At 41.9% G+C, this 17,098-nt stretch carries 17 protein-coding genes and 1 tRNA gene; 9 read left to right on the top strand and 9 right to left on the bottom strand.

Annotation, left to right across the window (positions count from 1 at the left end):
- Positions 1 to 39: 39 nt before the first annotated feature.
- From J8L97_RS16865 to J8L97_RS16880, 4 genes are all read right to left on the bottom strand, one after another.
- On the bottom strand, positions 40 to 702 hold the full coding sequence (locus J8L97_RS16865) for a hypothetical protein (protein ID WP_192506518.1): 663 nt from the start codon (positions 700 to 702) through the stop codon (positions 40 to 42).
- 114 nt (positions 703 to 816) lie between these two features.
- The gene (locus J8L97_RS16870) at positions 817 to 1,356 is read right to left on the bottom strand and encodes a hypothetical protein (RefSeq protein ID WP_211051587.1); all 540 of its coding nucleotides are present in this window, start codon (positions 1,354 to 1,356) and stop codon (positions 817 to 819) included.
- Entirely contained in the window at positions 1,353 to 2,531 is a 1,179-nt protein-coding gene (locus J8L97_RS16875; protein ID WP_211051588.1) for a peptidyl-prolyl cis-trans isomerase, read from the bottom strand. The genes J8L97_RS16870 and J8L97_RS16875 overlap by 4 nt, the downstream gene beginning before the upstream one ends.
- The gene (locus J8L97_RS16880) at positions 2,531 to 3,541 is read right to left on the bottom strand and encodes a phospholipase (RefSeq protein ID WP_210998209.1); all 1,011 of its coding nucleotides are present in this window, start codon (positions 3,539 to 3,541) and stop codon (positions 2,531 to 2,533) included. The genes J8L97_RS16875 and J8L97_RS16880 overlap by 1 nt, the downstream gene beginning before the upstream one ends.
- 186 nt (positions 3,542 to 3,727) lie before the next feature.
- Here J8L97_RS16880 and J8L97_RS16885 point away from each other — a divergent pair, with 186 nt between their 5' ends.
- Together J8L97_RS16885 and J8L97_RS16890 are read left to right on the top strand one after the other, a co-directional pair.
- Complete coding sequence (locus J8L97_RS16885; RefSeq protein ID WP_210998208.1) at positions 3,728 to 4,543, top strand: MipA/OmpV family protein; 816 nt, start codon at positions 3,728 to 3,730, stop codon at positions 4,541 to 4,543.
- A complete protein-coding gene (locus J8L97_RS16890) occupies positions 4,533 to 4,937 on the top strand; it encodes a DUF3019 domain-containing protein (protein WP_211051589.1) in 405 nt (134 codons plus the stop codon). Before J8L97_RS16885 ends, J8L97_RS16890 begins: the two co-directional genes overlap by 11 nt.
- Positions 4,938 to 4,944: 7 nt before the next feature.
- Here the strand turns inward: J8L97_RS16890 and J8L97_RS16895 are convergent, their stop codons facing one another.
- From J8L97_RS16895 to J8L97_RS16915, 5 genes are all read right to left on the bottom strand, one after another.
- On the bottom strand, positions 4,945 to 6,495 hold the full coding sequence (locus J8L97_RS16895; protein WP_211051590.1) for a cryptochrome/photolyase family protein: 1,551 nt from the start codon (positions 6,493 to 6,495) through the stop codon (positions 4,945 to 4,947).
- A 2-nt stretch (positions 6,496 to 6,497) separates the two neighbouring features.
- The gene (locus J8L97_RS16900) at positions 6,498 to 7,847 is read right to left on the bottom strand and encodes a DASH family cryptochrome (protein WP_211051591.1); all 1,350 of its coding nucleotides are present in this window, start codon (positions 7,845 to 7,847) and stop codon (positions 6,498 to 6,500) included.
- An 86-nt stretch (positions 7,848 to 7,933) separates the two neighbouring features.
- Positions 7,934 to 8,440, bottom strand: coding sequence for a hypothetical protein (locus J8L97_RS16905; protein WP_192506526.1), 507 nt, complete (start codon positions 8,438 to 8,440; stop codon positions 7,934 to 7,936).
- 54 nt (positions 8,441 to 8,494) lie between these two features.
- Positions 8,495 to 8,977 carry a globin gene (locus tag J8L97_RS16910; RefSeq protein ID WP_211051592.1) on the bottom strand — a complete coding sequence of 161 codons (483 nt, stop codon included), beginning with the start codon at positions 8,975 to 8,977 and terminating at the stop codon, positions 8,495 to 8,497.
- A 289-nt stretch (positions 8,978 to 9,266) separates the two neighbouring features.
- Complete coding sequence (locus tag J8L97_RS16915; protein ID WP_211051593.1) at positions 9,267 to 10,046, bottom strand: delta-class carbonic anhydrase; 780 nt, start codon at positions 10,044 to 10,046, stop codon at positions 9,267 to 9,269.
- A gap of 198 nt (positions 10,047 to 10,244) precedes the next feature.
- Between J8L97_RS16915 and J8L97_RS16920 the strand changes: the two genes are divergently transcribed.
- The 7 genes from J8L97_RS16920 to rpsO all read left to right on the top strand — a co-directional run bounded on the left by J8L97_RS16920 (position 10,245) and on the right by rpsO (position 17,076).
- A tRNA-Met gene (locus J8L97_RS16920) sits at positions 10,245 to 10,321 on the top strand.
- 260 nt (positions 10,322 to 10,581) lie between these two features.
- Complete coding sequence (gene rimP / locus J8L97_RS16925) at positions 10,582 to 11,037, top strand: ribosome maturation factor RimP (protein WP_192506529.1); 456 nt, start codon at positions 10,582 to 10,584, stop codon at positions 11,035 to 11,037.
- Between the two features lie 40 nt (positions 11,038 to 11,077).
- Positions 11,078 to 12,580: a transcription termination factor NusA gene (nusA, locus tag J8L97_RS16930; protein ID WP_210998202.1), complete on the top strand. Its 1,503-nt coding sequence runs from the start codon at positions 11,078 to 11,080 to the stop codon at positions 12,578 to 12,580.
- Positions 12,581 to 12,604: 24 nt separating this feature from the next.
- Positions 12,605 to 15,253, top strand: a complete 2,649-nt coding sequence (gene infB / locus J8L97_RS16935; protein ID WP_210998201.1) for a translation initiation factor IF-2 — start codon at positions 12,605 to 12,607, stop codon at positions 15,251 to 15,253.
- A 111-nt stretch (positions 15,254 to 15,364) separates the two neighbouring features.
- Positions 15,365 to 15,763 (top strand): 30S ribosome-binding factor RbfA, encoded by a 399-nt coding sequence (gene rbfA, locus J8L97_RS16940; protein WP_010365895.1) that lies wholly within the window; start codon positions 15,365 to 15,367, stop codon positions 15,761 to 15,763.
- The gene (gene truB / locus J8L97_RS16945; protein WP_211051595.1) at positions 15,763 to 16,698 is read left to right on the top strand and encodes a tRNA pseudouridine(55) synthase TruB; all 936 of its coding nucleotides are present in this window, start codon (positions 15,763 to 15,765) and stop codon (positions 16,696 to 16,698) included. Before rbfA ends, truB begins: the two co-directional genes overlap by 1 nt.
- A gap of 108 nt (positions 16,699 to 16,806) precedes the next feature.
- Entirely contained in the window at positions 16,807 to 17,076 is a 270-nt protein-coding gene (gene rpsO, locus J8L97_RS16950) for a 30S ribosomal protein S15 (protein ID WP_010365898.1), read from the top strand.
- Positions 17,077 to 17,098 lie beyond the last annotated feature (22 nt).

Below are 17,098 nucleotides of genomic sequence, written 5' to 3' on the forward strand. Positions count from 1 at the left end.
GGTTTGGAGGTACTCCAAACCTACTCACATTTAGGTAACTTACTCTAGTCCATCAGTGTCATAGTAAAGTTGTTTGAGTGTGCCACAGTTGACGAATTTGTAGATTAATTCGTTTGCAGCAGGCACTATTTTTGACGTCCTGAATTTTTGCAAGCATGCACCTGTTAAATCAACATAGATCAAGTGATTAAAACTGGGTTTGTTTTGAATTTTATGTACGTAAATACGCTCAGTGCCTTTGACGGTGATCATATCGTACTCTTGCCATTTTGATGGCTCAGCTAAATCAGTTAGCTTACGAGAATAAAGGGGTTTGCTAAATACAATGGCTCTGTCTGAGTATACTAGGCTACCGCCTTTTTTATAGTGGCCTTCGTACACATCGGCTGTAATTGTGATTTCTTCCCCGCGCATCAGCCGCTCTATATTAAATGGCTTAGGTTTGATAGTAATTAAATCAGCATCTCGAACTAAATTTAAAAAAGCCACATCTGGGTTGTCAATACGGTACACAATTTGTACATCATGCGGGGTCGTATAGGTTGGAAAGTTAGCTGCATAAATGCGTGAGCCGCGATTCATTAGCACCATCGCATGTTCTGCCTTATAGGCAGGATTCAGTGGAGGCAGTTGTTTTTTCTCTTCGGCTGCGTATGCATTGCTTAATATGATCATGCAGAGTGTCAGTAATAAAGTTCTCATTGGTATCTCGATGAAAAGTGATAACTCTAGTATAGCGCGATGTTGTCGATAGCCTAGTACGAGTTATAGACAAAATCATCACTTTTTAGATATGCATGCTTAACATTAATGTTGTCATTGGGAAGGTAGGTTTAACTCTACTTTTAATTTATTTGCCATGGCATTCAGGCCTGCAATTTTTTCGCGAGCGAACGCAAGCTGCTGCTCTGTAACCCCTTCATGTTTGCCTCGTTCAATCAGCGCTTCTAAGCGTTTTACTTTACTTTTTGTCGCTATAATGTATGCCAATTTAAGTGCTTTTTCTTGATCATTGTGAAATTGCTGATAAGCATGATGATCGTTTAAATCACCAGTATAGCCCGCGCCAGAGGGAAGCGCTTGAATGGGAGGAACGTATGGCTTAACACGTTGCTCGGTATTGCTTGGTACCAGCGTATTTTGGATTTCAAGCGATAATTGTTTTGTGGGTATAGACTCCGTAGCAGCTTTCATACTGGGTACTTGCTGTTTAACCGCAGAGCGATGAATCAGGGGCTGCTCATTTGGGGTTACAGGTGGTGAACTCTCCACTGGAGAGTTCGGTACAATAAGCACCATGAAATAGCCAAAAATAAGTACTAACACAGTGATTAACACTAATTGGACATGTTTCATATTGATGACTTCGTTGCTTTTAGCCAAGCTTGCTTTTTTTGTTGATAGCGTTGTTGGGCCATGTTTTCAATGAGTGCAAGGGTTGCTTGGTAGCGTACTGTCTCAGAATCTTTATGATAGTAATCGAAGTTGATTTGGTGCGTTTGTGCAATTAACCATTTGCCTTTAGGGCTTCGTATTGGATTGGTTAACTGTGCTTTTTTTAAATTAAATACCACTTGATGTACCCATTGCGTAGCGTTGTGTCTTGCTAATTTTCCTTGCGTATCCGCAAACAGGTTTTGCTTATTATGCTGCAATAGGGCGTTTTTGAAGCCGAGTTTTTTCACGTCAGTATTGAAGTTTTTTGCTTTATTTTGTGATTCAAACAAAACGGCGCTGGCAATCACATCGCTCTTATGTTTAAAGTCGGCTTTATGTTTTAAATAGAAATTCGCAATATGTTTATTGGTAATTTGAGATTTAAGCCTGTCTACATACTCGCTGCGTTCGCCGTGCATTTGAGATTGTACGCCAAAGTAACTCAGCATTGGAGAGCGAATGAGTTCAGCCGTGGCAATCTTATTGAGGTTGGCCAATGAAATGTTGGCTTGTTTAAGGCGCTTTGCAAGATATTTCACCTTGTGATGATAGTCGCGGTGCTGAGTAATGAGTTTTTGAAATAACGCATAATCACCTTGATGTAGCTTGTAGCGGTTTTGCATTGACTGTTCTAGCATTAAGTCTGCAAGCGTAAGTTGCGCGCCAACTAAAAAAGATAAATCGACGGTTGTAAGTTGCTGTAATTGAACGTGAGTATAGTGGTTATTGTTTGGGTAGTTCGGTAAATCTTGGCTTAATTTCCAAGTGCTATACCTTGACCAATCGGGCGCTGGTGGTGTTGGAAGTACAGCGCTTGGCACCGCATTTTGCAACAAAGTCATCACATAGCGACGCACATGAAACTCGGTGCTAAATCCAACATCAGCTTGGCGTTGTAATAAATGGGGTTGGTGTTGTTTTGCTTGTGACAATAGAAATAGGTTTTCACTCAGCCGATTACGTGTATCTTCGCTATCAAAGTTGGGTTGGTGCTGCTGATATATAGCATGCATTAAGGTGATTTCAGCTTGACTGAAAGTCTGTTTTTTTGCGAACGTTGGTAAGCTTACCAACATAATAATGAACCACGGCATTAGCGGGCAACCATGGCGTGATTAAGTAAGTGTACCACCATGGCAATAGCGTGCGGAATAACTTGCTTTGCCGTTGTTAAGCGGTCGTAATGATCTTGGGAGTTTAAAACAATACCGCCTTGTGCATATGAATAAGCGCCCCCTTGTGTTAGTAATGGGCGAATATCTTGGCTTGTTATTGGAACCGCAGTGAAGTCTGCCATTGCATTGTGAACAAGCTGCATGTTGTTTAAATCTTCTTGATCATAGTAGTCTTTAACCCATGACTCCCAACTTGAATGGTTTAATGCTGACGTTGTCCAAGTGTGATGAGGCTGTAGTAAGTCAGTGGTGTGAAAAACGAAACCAAGCAGTTGTGGTTGGCCACTTTGCAGGTAACTTTGGTACCAGTATTGACCAAGGTTATCAATTGGCTGAAAAGGCATTTCTTCAAAATCGTCGTACATAGCATAGCTAGAGTGGCTATCTATACGGTAATTGGCTTCTGTCACCCCATACGTATTGTATTGCGTATCATCCGCTCTAAACCAACCCGTTTCGCCACCTGCGCCATCATCAAGGTAATCACCTTTTAACCAAGTCGCAGCGAGGCTGTCAATGTTGCCCCACACCGTGAGTTTTTCATAGTTATAGCCTCCAAAGTCGTTGCCATGGGCATCTGCACCTTGAGTGTGATTTTGAAAGTGCCAATAGCTGGTGTATTTCACAATACTTTTTGCCGCGCCCCATACAGGTGCTTGTACGCAGTCACCAGTAATCGCGCCGCAAAAAAAAGTGTCTTCAAAATCGTCAACATCATAGGCAGCTTGCCCAAGTAAATCAGCTAAAGCATTTACAGTTAAGTTATTTTTTTCAGCGTATTGTTGAAGTCGACTATATTGTGTCGTCGTTGGGTTTTGTGCCATATAATTGATAGCATCAATAACAATGCGTTTATGTGTTTCTTGGCTGAATGCTTGTACATTCATAGTCATCATTGTGAGAGCACAAAGTAGTAGCGCTTTTTTCATACGTTCCTCGTTGAAGTAATTACTCTATTGCGAACGACGTATTTAACGATGCTATTGTGACAATTTAATTAATAAAAGGTTAATTTTAAAATGTAGTCTAATGTGAAAAGTTGTTATTGTTGATGTTGTTTTGCTCAGGTATGATCAGGGATGAATTTTAGGCACAATCCAGTGTAACCAAGGACTATGAAAAAAATAATAATATTTATCATATTACTTTGTGCATCTTTTTACTCTCAAGCAGAACTTGATGAGTACGATGACGATGAGTTTTTATGGCAATTAAGCCTCGGTGGCTTTTGGGTTGATTTAGCCCTTCCTGAATTAAAAGGCGCAGAGTCGAATTTTGATAGTTTGACAATGTTAGTTGATGCGAAAATCCAATATAAACGCTTTTACTTAAATTCGCACTCTGGTGATTTTTTTGGTGGCTCAGATATAGGATATCAATTAATCATTGAGGATGACTGGGGGGTAGACGTTATTTATGGAAACTATCAAATACCTTTTTCAAACGAAGGGTATTTTGATAGCGAAACATATATTCCCGAGCTTGAAGGGCTCAAAGAGCGTAAGCGAGATCAATCCATTGGCTTTTCATACTATCGCACTATAGGAGAGTATCAAGCGGTTGCTGAGCTTGTGTACGACACGCTCGGTGATAGTAATGGCTGGGTGTTACACTTTGAAGCAACACGCAATTTTGAGTTGAGAAACTGGGACGTTTGGCTTAATTTTGGTGCAAATTACTATTCTGCAAATTTCATTGATTATTTTTATGGTGTTGATGCTGATGAAGCCAGATCTTCCCGGCCAATGTATGAAATGGGACATGCCGTATCAGTGTTCACTCAGGTACAAGCAAATTACCCCATAGCGGAAGATTGGGTATTTAGTGCTGGGGCATCAGTCTTAGTTGGGGCAAGCAATACGCGTAAAAGCCCTTTGATTAACTCTCGGCACGCACGTGCAGTATTTGCCGGAGTGAAATATGTATTTTAAATTGGTCTCGGTAAATGCCTTAACGTTAATTGCAGGAATGAGTGTTCATAAACCTGTATTGGCAAATGGCGAAGGAGCAACAGAGATCTTACATGCAGCACCCAGTAAGTGTGTTGCATTAAATGAAGGCCGAACTTGCTACGCGGATGTGAAATTTTCTATTAATACGCCAGTTGTCGGTGATTATTGCATACGAGAAAGTACTTCGAAGAAGATTTTACAATGTTGGGCACAGTCCCAGTCGTTCGAGTTTGTATTAGGTTTTGGTTCTGCCGAAAGTATGAGCTATGAGTTGATCTCAAAGTCACAGCGAGATGTACTTGCAGTGACTACGATTGAAGTGAATTGGGTCCATAAGATCCGAACTAAAAAACGCCGTTGGCGATTATTCTAAGTTGCAATTATAGCGAGCTGATATTGTCTAGGTAATATTGCGCTCGCGTTAGTGTATGCTGCTTTGTAATTTCATCTTGTTTGTCCCAATTTCGATAGACCATGCCAATACGTGGGTTAGTGGCAAACCGTGCTCGATGTGTGATCATAAAGTGCCAATACAAGCTATTTAAAGGACACGCGGTCTCAGTGGTTTTTTCTTTCACATTGTAGTGACAGTCGCCACAGTAATCGCTCATTTTATTGACATAATTACCACTGGCAGCATAAGGTTTTGTGGCGACAATGCCATTGTCGGCAAATTGCGTCATCCCACGAGTATTTGGCATTTCAACCCACTCAATGGCGTCTATATAAATACCTAAGTACCAGTTATCGACCTGATCAGGGTGAATACCGGTGAGTAAACAAAAGTTACCAGTGATCATCAAGCGTTGAATATGGTGTGCATAGGCGTACTCTAAACTTTGCGTGATTGCATGTTGTAAGCAGCGCATCTTTGTTTGACCAGTCCAAAACTGGGGGGGTAAATCGCGCCTCGCGTTTAAAGTGTTATAGGTACTATAGTCTGGCATGTTAACCCAATATACCGCGCGTATGTATTCTCTCCATCCTAATATTTGTCTCACAAATCCCTCTATTTGTGCAATGCTAATGGTATTAGGGTGATGCTTATAGGCTGCCACGGCGCTACGAATGACCTCAGAGGGAGACAGAATTTTGGTATTTAAAGCGAATGACAGCCGACTATGATACAAGCTCCATTTATGCGCACTATTGGCTGTCATTGTGTCTTGAAACTTTCCGAAATTAGGGAGTAAATAGCGACAAAAGTAATGCAGTAACTGGTGTGCTTCAGCTCTGTTGGTAGGCCAAATAAACGGGTGTTGAAGTTGACCTAAAGTGGCTATTTTATGTTTTTTGATACGTTGCACAATTTCCCTGATATCGTAGTCAAACAACAGTGGTGCAGGGATATCAGTGAGATCGGCCTTTTTGAGTTTTTTCCTATTTTCATTGTCAAAGTTCCACTTTCCGCCTTCAGGGGAATCACCGTTCATTAAAATATTAAAGCGCTTTCGCATTTTGCGGTAGAAGTGCTCCATGGTGATGTGTTTGTTTTTGGTGAAGTATGTCGAGATTTCTTCAAACGGGAGAAAAAAATGTTCACTCTCAATACAATGTACTGTTGAGTGCATTAGCACCATGTCAGCCAGCTGTATCGCAAGGCGATACTCATCAGGTCTTTGGTATTCAAAGCGATCACAGTGATATTCGTTGCATAAGCGCTGAATTAATTCTGGTAAGCTATTGTCATTACTTGTGTCATCAAGTGTTAAATAAACCACGTTGAAATTGGCTTGCTTTAACGCCATTGCAAAGCGCTTCATTGCAGCGAAAAAACCACATATTTTTTGTATGTGATGCGTGGTGTAATGGGTTTCTTGATGCAATTCGGCGATCACGTAAGTCACATTAACATCGTTAGTTTTAAACCAGTGGTGTCCAGCATCAAGCTGATCACCAAGTATTAGGCGTAATGTTCGCGCTTTTTGCATTATTAGCACTCCACTTTACAGTGGCATGGCCACCCAGTTATATCGTTGCAGTAACCCTGCCCGTTTGGATTTGACGTTGCCGATGAAGGCGACCAAGTTTGTGTGTATTCATCATTGGGGTCATAAAGCTTTGCTTGTTTTTCGATGTTGAAATGGCGACCTCCTTTTACGTCTGCACCGACCCCAGCAATATATTGCCAATTGCACCAGTTACTTGCTACATCGTAATCTATTAGACATTGCTCAAAGTAAGCAGCGCCATAACGCCAATCTAACTGCATTTCATTAATGAGGTAACTTGCCACGATTTGCCTTCCCCTGTTTGAGAGCCAGCCGGTTACGTTTAACTCGTTCATAAGGGCATTTATAAAAGGGGAGGGGGTATTGGCATTACACCATGCGGCAAACCGCTGAGCATAAAAGCTGGTAAGAGGTGTAGTCTGAGACACTCCTGAAAATCGAAATAGGGCCGTTTGATGTTGGGCGCTGTACCATCGAAAATATTCGCGCCACAGTAATTCAAAGTAAATCCAATATGTTGACTCGTTATGACCATTGAGTGCTTCGTATTGTTTGAGCGCATGCAGAATCTGATGCGGGCCGATAGCACCGTGCGATAAATAGGGTGAGAAGCGTGTAGAAAAGTCATCACCTTGCAGTGCATTACGGGTGAGTTTATAGCTTGATGCAGATGAGGAGTCAAAGTAGCGCGCTAGGTGGCGCTGTGCATTACTTTCACCGCCGCAGTAATAGGGGTTATTCCCGTTGGATATAATTTTGGGAAGTGAAAAATAAAGCGCAACTGGGGCTGGTGGTAAATGACGCACTAAAGTGGGTTTTTGGGCTTGCAATGTTGTTGTAAACGCCTCTTTTTCAATTTGCTTTCTAAACCCTGAAAATGTTTTTGGTAGCTCTGCTAGGCTAAACGGAAGCTGTATTTCATCAAAAAGATGGCTGGTATTGTCTGACAGAAACTCCACCTTGGTAAACGTTGCCTGTAATTTTTTCCACACTTTTGTCTCGTTGTACCCTGAGTGAATAGCTTGGCCGACGTGTGTAATACCGTATCGTTGGATGTAATCATGAGTAATGGTATACCTGTCACCAAATTCGACTTGTAATGTTTGGCCATGTTGTGCGAGTGTACCTTTTAGGTCATGTAAGGTACTTTTTAAAAAACCCAGTTGTGCTTGGGTGGGCGGTACTTGCGCAAAGTGTTTTGAAAAATGGTTTTGGGTAGGTAAGCAAAATAAACAAACAAGTGCATCAACTGTGGTCGACAGTGCCAGCAAAGCTTTATTGTCTTGTACACGGCAGTCTTGATTAAATAGGTAGAGGCCAATTCGTTTCATAATAAAATGTCCGCTATTTCTTTATTAGTTATACGAACAGAAATGAAAAAAGCCCACATGGGCTTTTAAACGAACTAAAAATTAGGCTACTGGCATTGCTCAATTAGACTGCGCAAATGTGCACCAATATCTTGGCTTTGACTACGCCCGTCTTGCAGTACTTGCGCTGCTTTTTCTTGTAGCTCATTTAAGTTATATTCAGACAATAAGGTGCGTAGATAATTAACCGTGTCAGCACCTTGTTGAAGCAGTTGTGGAATACTTTCTAATGATATTTCCGACTCAGATAAACTACCAATTGTTTCAGCGAGCTTAGATAAGTCGGCACTATCTTGCAGGGCACCTTCAACCTCGATAAGTGCCCCCATTGGATCCGCGTCCAGTTGCTTCGCAACGCACGCGGCAACAGTGCCCTTTTCAGCCGTTGAAGAAAACGTTGCTAAGCCTTGTTCTCTAATTGCTTCAATAGCTGATTTTAGCTCATTATTTTGCGATAAATACTGCTCTTCAATTTGTGTTTTTGATGACTCAAATACATCGCAAGCCGTTACCGACAATAATAAAAACCCCGATAAAACGAACGCTCTTTTCATAACCATTCTCTTTGCGTAAACTCAAATGCAGTCTACTTTGCTCGCAAGGAAAAGTCATCTTAAGGTCGATATTTGATGCTGTTTTTGCTGTCTAAAATGTTGCAAATTAACAATGTTAGTTGTATTAAACGCGACGCTTTTGATTATGTTGGCAAACATATGAAGGGCTTTTCGCCAAGCATTACGTAATGCCAATGTAAATTGCCTTCCCAAATGAAGTTGCAGTGTTTCTAGCATTGTATGGCATATCACCGCAATGTCGTACTCGCTTAACCTGAGAGTATGAAAATCTGATTTGTATTGTTTAACCAAATCAACCAGCGCGCTTTGCTGTGGTAACAATGCAATTGCCTCGTGTAAAAATGTATGAATACGGTGTTCAATGTTGAGGAGGTATTTAGGTGAGTTGGGAACAACAAGCTGTAAATCGTATCTTTTAAGCTGGCTATGCAAGCTAACACAAAAACAATGAAAGTTAGGTTTTAACGTAGAAAATGACTGCGTTAATAGTTGGTATTGATAAGGAGAAATACTCATAATCGCCTCTTTGTCGATTAAAAGCGCGTCCGTTTGCTTGGATGGAAGAATCATTTTCAAATGACTGCAAACCTGCGTTTGAATTATCAGAAAAGAACCAAACGTGATAGCTGTGGTACAACCGAACCCAATAACTACCTCGAGTTTAAATTGACTATTTATTGAACTCTTGACCATCAGTATAGAAGTGAAGCGAGCAGATGTGAATGATTAATTTATGGGGGTTTTAGGTTTTTAATAAAAAGGCAGTAAAATACATACTTTTCTGCCTCTATTCTTTTTTGTAAAATTAATTAATTGGCGCTAGTAGTTTTGGGTCGGTTACTAGCTTACGAACACCATGTGCGTGATCTTCTTCAAACTCATTGCTTTCGCACCATGTTGCGAGTGTATTGATGTCAACTTTGGCACAAGCTGGGCGTACGCTCCAGGTGACTTGTAGCGGTGAGCATTGTTGTGCTGTGTAGCTAGGGCCGGTGGTTGAGCCTAAAAATTCTACAGGTTTACCCGTCGTATCAGGGATGTGTTTTGCTTGGTGGTATCCGTTTACGACATTACCGTCATAATCAAGATCGTTGAAATCAAAAGCGTTTTCATCATTAACGACCATGAATACTTGTGTTTCTACACGTAATTGTGGATTAGCACATTTGTCACTTAAACATGAGCCTAGACCCTTACCAGGTGTTACATCACAAGAACTGTGAACCCAATGGACTTCAATGGTGTCACCAGGTTTGACATTTTTGCATACTTTTCCTTTGGGCGCTTTCAATTCGGCCGCAGTTAATGAGTTGGTGGCATTACATTGATACCCGCCATATTTATTATCACCAGCAAAGACTGAAAAGTCTTTGGCTTTATGCTCTGCATTTTTGTGAAAATGAATGTTACACAGGTTCATTTCTTCGCTATCAGGTGCTTTTGAGAATACCCGTTTGTTTTCGCCAAGTAGATTATCAATATCACGAGGTGTTTGTGGTCCATACCCTTCACAACTTGAAGCAATGGCTTGTCCCGCAAATGCTAATGATAGCGCTGTCAATAGCGACACTGTTGCTTTTTTCATAATAGTTTCCCTGTAATGTTAAAATTGCGATATTATATCGCAGCTTACAGCGATATGTAATGTTTTGATAAAGAAAATTACCTATTTTAGGGTCTTTGGTGATTTAAATAATAGAATTAATCGTTGTTGTAAGGTTGCTTATTAATGGAACACTCCTTATAATACTGCGCATATTTTGCAGTGTTTGCTGCACATTGGCGCGGGATGGAGCAGCCTGGTAGCTCGTCGGGCTCATAACCCGAAGGTCGTCGGTTCAAATCCGGCTCCCGCAACCAAATTCTAAAAAATGTGTTTATTTTTTAGATGTAGCGCGCATTCTATGTAATGCGCGTTTTGCGTTTAAGCGTTTGCTTAATTTGGCTGTTAAGCCCGCAACCAAGTAAGGCCTTTGGCCACACAGTTTTGTTTTAGGTGTGACGCCCCGCTTGGTTCGGGGCGTTGTTGTATCTAGTGCTTTGCTTTTAGCAGTGCTGAATACTAAACAGCTAGTATAATTGGGGCTTAAGCCCTTTTTTTGTTTGTATGGAGGAAATTTGTGACAAAACTCGAGCAAGATTTGACCGTAATGTTAGAGCCAGCTGTAGAAGCACTCGGTTTTGAATTGTTAGGTCTGGAGTTTGTGCAAGCCGGTCGTCATTCTACATTACGTGTATACATTGAAAATGAAGGCGGTGTTTCAGTAGATAACTGTGCTGATGCAAGCAGACAAGTAAGTGCGATTCTTGACGTAGAAGACCCGATTACAAACGAATATGATTTGGAAGTGTCTTCTCCTGGCGTTGATAGACCACTATTTAAGTTGGCTCATTATGAGAAGGCACAAGGTGAAGAGGTGCGAGTACGTACTAAATTACCGCAAGATGGACGACGCAACTTTAAAGGCGATTTAGTCGCAGTTAGCGCCGATATGATCACGTTAAAGATCGATGGTAACGAACATTTCATTATGCTCAGTAACATCGAGCGTGCAAACATCATCGCAAAATTTTAAATATTGAGTGCGAAGGACAAGGGCAAGCGAGGCATTACCTATGGCAAAAGAGATATTATTGGTGGCAGAAGCCGTTTCCAATGAGAAGGCAGTCCCAAAAGAAAAGATTTTTGAAGCGTTAGAGTTTGCTCTGGCGACTGCAACGAAGAAAAAACATGACGGTGATATTGAAGTTCGTGTTTCAATTGATCGCAAAACAGGCGAATACGATACGTTCCGTCGCTGGATGGCAGTGGATCCGCAAGAAGATGGTTCATTAGAAAATCCGTACTCAGAAATAACCCTGGAAGCTGCGCAGGTTGAAGAGCCTGAAACACAACTTGGTGATTTTGTTGAAGAGCAAATTGAATCAATAAAATTTGACCGTATTACAACACAGATGGCAAAGCAGGTTATCGTACAAAAAGTACGTGAAGCTGAGCGTGCACTTGTTGTTGAGGCTTACAAAGATCAACAGGGTGAACTGGTTACAGGTGTCGTTAAAAAAGCAACACGTGATGCCATTGTTATGGATTTAGGAAATAATGCTGAAGCAGTGATTTACCGTGATGATATGCTACCACGTGAGAGCTTCCGTCCAGGTGATCGTGTTCGTGGTTTGCTGTACGAAGTAAAACCAGAAGCGCGTGGCGCTCAATTATTCGTAACACGTTCAAAACCAGAAATGCTAATGGAGCTGTTTCGCATTGAGGTGCCAGAAATTGGCGAAGAAATGATTGAAATTCGTGGTGCAGCTCGTGATCCGGGTTCTCGTGCAAAAATCGCAGTTAAATCAAATGACAAACGTATTGATCCGGTGGGAGCGTGTGTTGGTATGCGTGGCGCACGTGTACAAGCTGTTTCTACGGAGCTTGGTGGAGAGCGTGTTGATATCGTATTATACGATGATAACCCTGCACAGTTTGTTATCAATGCAATGGCTCCAGCGGAAGTAGCTTCTATCGTAATGGATGAAGACTCTCGCTCAATGGACATCGCTGTCGAGGCTGATAACTTAGCTCAAGCCATTGGTCGTAATGGTCAAAACATTCGTCTAGCGAGTCAATTGACTGGCTGGGAACTCAATGTAATGACAGTCGAAGATATGGACGCAAAGAACTCGGAAGAGTCTGATAAGCTAGTTAACTTGTTTACGCAAAACCTAGATATTGATGATGACTTTGCAGGTTTATTGATTAACGAAGGTTTCTCAACGCTTGAAGAAGTCGCATATGTTCCAGTTGCTGAGTTTTTAGAAATTGACGGCCTTGATGAAGACACCGTTGAAGAACTGCGTAATCGTGCGAAAGATGCGTTAACGACTAAAGCACTTAAAACAGAAGAAAGCCTTGAAGGTGCAGAGCCTGCTGAAGACTTGTTAGCATTAGAAGGGTTAGAGCGTCATTTGGCATTTGTTATGGCAAGTAAAGGTGTTGTTACCCTTGAAGACTTAGCAGAGCAGGGAATTGACGAGCTGGTAGAAATTACAGAGTTATCAGAGCAAGATGCTGGGCAGTTAATTATGGCTGCACGTAACATTTGTTGGTTTGGTGAAGACGAATAATTTATTAACGGAGTAACACACACTATGGCAGAAGTAAGCATTGAAAAACTAGCCGAGACTATTGATACAACTGTTGATAAATTGCTGCAGCAATTAAACGATGCAGGGATCACCAAAGGCGAGACTGATAGTGTTACTGAATCTGAAAAGGCTCAGTTACTTGACCACCTAAGTAAACAGCATGGTGGTAAAGGTGCTGAAGGCCCTGAACGCATGACTTTGCAACGTAAAAGCAAAAGCACATTAAATGTGAAAGGCTCTACGGGTAAAGATAAAGCAGTTCAGGTTGAAGTACGTAAAAAGCGTACTTACGTGAAAAAGAGCACTATTGACCAAGAAAAAGAGCAAGAACGTCTAGCAGCAGAAGAAGCTAGCCGTAAAGAGGCTGAATTAAAAGCACAGCAAGCCGCTGAGCAAAAGGCCAAAGAAGATGCTGAACGTAAAGCAAAAGAAGACGCTGAGCGTAAAGTTAAAGAAGAGGCAAAGCGTAAAGCTGAAGCTGAGCGAAAAGCCAATCAACCGCAGGACAAGAAAGTGGATAGTGCGAAAGTTGAAAAAGACCGCCTAGAAGCGGAGCGTCTGCAAAAAGAAGCAGAAGAGGCAGCATTGATAAAAGCTGAAGAAGAAGCGAAGCGTCAAGCAGAAGTGGCGCGTAAACTAGCTGAAGAAAATGAAGCTCGTTGGAAAAAAGAAGAAGAGGAACGCCGTCGTCGCGAAGAAACGGCTGACCATCACCTGACAACATCAACTTATGCACGTGAAGCAGAAGATGAGTCAGATGCACGCGAAGAGAAAAGTGCGCGTCGCAAGAAAAAGAAAAAAGCACCTGCAAGAGCCGAAGCGCCTTCAAGAGGCCGTAAAGGCAAGCTAAAAGCGCCAGCTTCTTTACAACATGGTTTCCAAAAACCTGTTGCAGATGTGAAACAAGAAGTACGTATCAGTGAAACAATTGCTGTTGCTGAACTAGCTTCTCGTATGGCTGTAAAAGGCACTGAAGTCGTTAAAACGATGATGAAAATGGGTGACATGGTTACGATTAACCAAGTTATCGACCAAGAAACAGCACAACTAGTTGCTGAAGAAATGGGTCATAAAGTAGTTCTAGTAAAAGAAAACGAGCTAGAAGTACAAGTACTGAATGACCGTAGTGAAGTTGAATCAACTGAATCACGTGCACCAGTGGTAACGGTAATGGGTCACGTTGACCACGGTAAAACGTCAACGCTTGATTACATTCGAAGTGCAAAAGTAGCGTCTGGCGAAGCCGGTGGTATTACACAGCACATTGGTGCATATCACGTTGAAACGGAAGGCGGCATGATCACCTTCTTAGATACTCCAGGACACGCAGCGTTTACGTCAATGCGTGCACGTGGTGCAAAAGCAACTGATATCGTTATCCTAGTTGTTGCCGCAGATGATGGTGTAATGCCTCAAACAAAAGAAGCTGTACAACACGCTAAAGCAGCGGGTGTACCTTTGATTGTTGCTGTGAACAAAATGGATAAAGAAGGCGCTGATCCAGATCGCGTTAAGAACGAACTAGCACAGCTAGACGTTATCCCAGAAGAGTGGGGCGGCGATACGCAATTTGCACACATCTCTGCAAAAGCGGGTACTGGTGTTGATGAGTTGCTTGAAGCGGTGCTAATGCAATCGGAATTATTAGAGCTCACTGCACCGACACAAGGTATGGGTGCGGGTGTGGTTATCGAGTCACGTCTTGACAAAGGCCGTGGTCCAGTTGCAACCGTACTTGTTCAGTCAGGTCAGCTAAATCAAGGCGATATCGTTTTATGTGGTCTTGAGTATGGCCGTGTTCGTGCGATGCGCGACGAAAATGGTAAAGAAATTAAAACTGCTGGTCCATCAATCCCTGTAGAAATCTTAGGTCTTTCAGGTGTTCCTGCAGCAGGTGATGAAGCCACAGTTGTTAAAGACGAGCGTAAAGCGCGTGAAGTTGCATTGTACCGTCAAGGTAAGTTCCGTGATGTTAAACTAGCTCGCCAGCAAAAAGCGAAACTTGAAAACATGTTCAGCAACATGACAGAAGGCAATGTGTCTGAAGTAAATGTTGTATTGAAAGCGGACGTTCAAGGTTCAATTCAGGCGATCGCTGATTCACTTGTTAAACTCTCTACAGATGAAGTTAAAGTGAAGATTGTTGGTAGTGGCGTTGGTGGTATCACGGAAACTGATGCAACACTTGCGGCCGCTTCAAACGCAATTATCGTTGGCTTTAATGTTCGTGCTGACGCATCTGCGCGTAAAGTCATTGATTCAGAAAACCTAGATTTACGTTACTACAGCGTTATCTACAGCTTGATTGAAGAAGTTAAGCAAGCGATGTCTGGTATGTTGGCACCTGAATTTAAGCAAGAAATTATCGGTCTTGCTGAAGTTCGTGATGTATTTAAGTCACCAAAAATTGGCGCAATTGCTGGTTGTATGGTTACTGAAGGTATCGTTAAGCGCAGCGCGCCTATTCGTGTACTTCGTGAAAACGTGGTTATCTATGAAGGCGAGCTTGAGTCACTACGTCGCTTTAAGGATGATGTACAAGAAGTACGTAACGGTATGGAATGTGGTATCGGTGTTAAGAACTACAACGATGTTAAAGTTGGCGACCAAATCGAAGTATTCGAGACGGTTGAAGTTCAACGTACATTGTAAACCATTACTATAATAATGGTTGAAATGGGGGCACTAGCCCCCATTTGTTCGTTTAAAACTAATTAAACTTATTATTGTTTTTCAATAAGTTAAAATTTATAAGTGGTGAAGATGAGAGAATTTTCTCGCACAGATAGAGTTGGCCAGCAAATCCAAAAAGAGATTGCTGTGATATTGCAACGCGAAATTAAAGACCCACGCTTAGGCATGGTGACGGTTTCTGCGGTTGAAGTATCAAGAGACTTATCTTACGCAAAAATCTTTATTACGGTATTGAATACCAGTGATGAAGATAAGACTAAGCAGAGTGTTGCCATCTTAAATGATGCAACGGGCTATATTCGTTCTATTCTAGGTAAGCGTATTCGTGCGCGTATCATGCCGGAACTACGTTTTGTGGTAGACAACTCGTTACTTGAAGGTATGCGTATTTCAAATCTTGTTGATTCGGTTATTCGTGATGATAACGAAAAGCGTGGACCAGAGTCATCGGAGGATGAGCAAGAGTAATGGCAAGACGTTCAAAAGGTCGTCCGGTTGATGGCATCGTGCTTTTGCATAAACCTGAAGGGATCTCGTCCAATAAAGCGTTGCAGCAAGCGAAAGGCATTTACTTTGCGCAAAAAGCAGGTCATACCGGTGCATTAGATCCACTGGCAACAGGCATGCTGCCAATTTGTTTTGGTGAAGCGACCAAGTTTACTCAGTTTTTATTAGATACTGATAAAACCTATGTTGTGCGTGCCAAGTTAGGCGAACGCACAACCACTTCTGATTCTGATGGTGAAGTGGTTGAAACACGCCCTGTGGATATTACGCTTGATGGTTTACAAAAAGAAATTACAGGCTTCTTGGGTGAAACTGATCAGTATCCTTCAATGTACTCAGCATTAAAATATCAAGGTCAGCCTTTGTATAAATATGCGAGAGAGGGTATTGAAGTACCTCGTAAGTGTCGAAAAATAAATGTATATAGTTTAACACTTGATGAGTATGACGCTGAAAATGAAGAAATTCAGATGACAGCGCATGTGTCTAAAGGTACATATATTCGCACAATCGTGGATGATTTAGGTGAAAAACTAGGGTGTGGTGCACATGTAATTATGTTGCATCGTTCAAAAGTGGGACACTATCCAAGTGAGCAAATGGTCACGATTGAACAACTAGAAGCAAAGCTACAGCAAGCGAAAGTAGAAGGGGTTGAACCTTCAACATACCTTGATGAATTACTGTTGCCGATGGATACTGCTTTGGTTGATTTACCCGTGATTGAGATCACGGCGGAGCAAGGTGTTGCATTTAGCCATGGTCAGGTCGTAGTGTGCGGCACGGTACCTGAGGGGATTATTAAAGTGGTTGCAGACGGGCGGTTTATTGGTATTGGTGAACGTAACCCTGATGGACATTTAAAAGCCAAACGAGCACTTGCAACTAACCAATAGTTTTTTCTAGTCTCACGCGGTGAATATTGCTATACTGCGCGCCGCTTACTCGCTTTTGCTGAATTAGTGATCGGCTTAAGCACAATTTAAATTAATTTTGGAGTTATTATGTCACTAAGTACTCAAGAAAAAGTAGAAATCGTTGCTAAATTTGCACGTGTTGAAGGCGACACTGGTTCACCTGAAGTACAAGTAGCACTTCTTACTTTCGACATCAACAAGCTACAAGGTCACTTCGCTGATCATAAGCATGATTTCCACTCACGTCGTGGTCTTCTTCGCAAAGTTAGCCAACGTCGTAAATTACTTGATTACCTTAAAGGTAAAAACGTTGAGCGTTACTCAGCGCTAATCAAAGAGCTTGGCCTACGTCGCTAATCTTTTGATTGATTGTTGGCTT

The organism is Pseudoalteromonas sp. MMG012, assembly GCF_018100875.1.
Classification (GTDB): Bacteria; Pseudomonadota; Gammaproteobacteria; order Enterobacterales; family Alteromonadaceae; genus Pseudoalteromonas; species Pseudoalteromonas aurantia.

What these genes read in the sequence shown, in the direction of transcription:
- J8L97_RS16865 (WP_192506518.1), bottom strand. Translation starts at nt 702, where the DNA reads ATGAGAACTTTATTACTGACACTCTGCATGATCATATTAAGCAATGCA.
- J8L97_RS16870 (WP_211051587.1), bottom strand. Translation starts at nt 1,356, where the DNA reads ATGAAACATGTCCAATTAGTGTTAATCACTGTGTTAGTACTTATTTTT.
- J8L97_RS16875 (WP_211051588.1), bottom strand. Translation starts at nt 2,531, where the DNA reads ATGCCGTGGTTCATTATTATGTTGGTAAGCTTACCAACGTTCGCAAAA.
- J8L97_RS16880 (WP_210998209.1), bottom strand. Translation starts at nt 3,541, where the DNA reads ATGAAAAAAGCGCTACTACTTTGTGCTCTCACAATGATGACTATGAAT.
- J8L97_RS16885 (WP_210998208.1), top strand. Translation starts at nt 3,728, where the DNA reads ATGAAAAAAATAATAATATTTATCATATTACTTTGTGCATCTTTTTAC.
- J8L97_RS16890 (WP_211051589.1), top strand. Translation starts at nt 4,533, where the DNA reads ATGTATTTTAAATTGGTCTCGGTAAATGCCTTAACGTTAATTGCAGGA.
- J8L97_RS16895 (WP_211051590.1), bottom strand. Translation starts at nt 6,495, where the DNA reads ATGCAAAAAGCGCGAACATTACGCCTAATACTTGGTGATCAGCTTGAT.
- J8L97_RS16900 (WP_211051591.1), bottom strand. Translation starts at nt 7,847, where the DNA reads ATGAAACGAATTGGCCTCTACCTATTTAATCAAGACTGCCGTGTACAA.
- J8L97_RS16905 (WP_192506526.1), bottom strand. Translation starts at nt 8,440, where the DNA reads ATGAAAAGAGCGTTCGTTTTATCGGGGTTTTTATTATTGTCGGTAACG.
- J8L97_RS16910 (WP_211051592.1), bottom strand. Translation starts at nt 8,977, where the DNA reads ATGAGTATTTCTCCTTATCAATACCAACTATTAACGCAGTCATTTTCT.
- J8L97_RS16915 (WP_211051593.1), bottom strand. Translation starts at nt 10,046, where the DNA reads ATGAAAAAAGCAACAGTGTCGCTATTGACAGCGCTATCATTAGCATTT.
- nusA (WP_210998202.1), top strand. Translation starts at nt 11,078, where the DNA reads ATGGCAAAAGAGATATTATTGGTGGCAGAAGCCGTTTCCAATGAGAAG.
- infB (WP_210998201.1), top strand. Translation starts at nt 12,605, where the DNA reads ATGGCAGAAGTAAGCATTGAAAAACTAGCCGAGACTATTGATACAACT.
- rbfA (WP_010365895.1), top strand. Translation starts at nt 15,365, where the DNA reads ATGAGAGAATTTTCTCGCACAGATAGAGTTGGCCAGCAAATCCAAAAA.
- truB (WP_211051595.1), top strand. Translation starts at nt 15,763, where the DNA reads ATGGCAAGACGTTCAAAAGGTCGTCCGGTTGATGGCATCGTGCTTTTG.
- rpsO (WP_010365898.1), top strand. Translation starts at nt 16,807, where the DNA reads ATGTCACTAAGTACTCAAGAAAAAGTAGAAATCGTTGCTAAATTTGCA.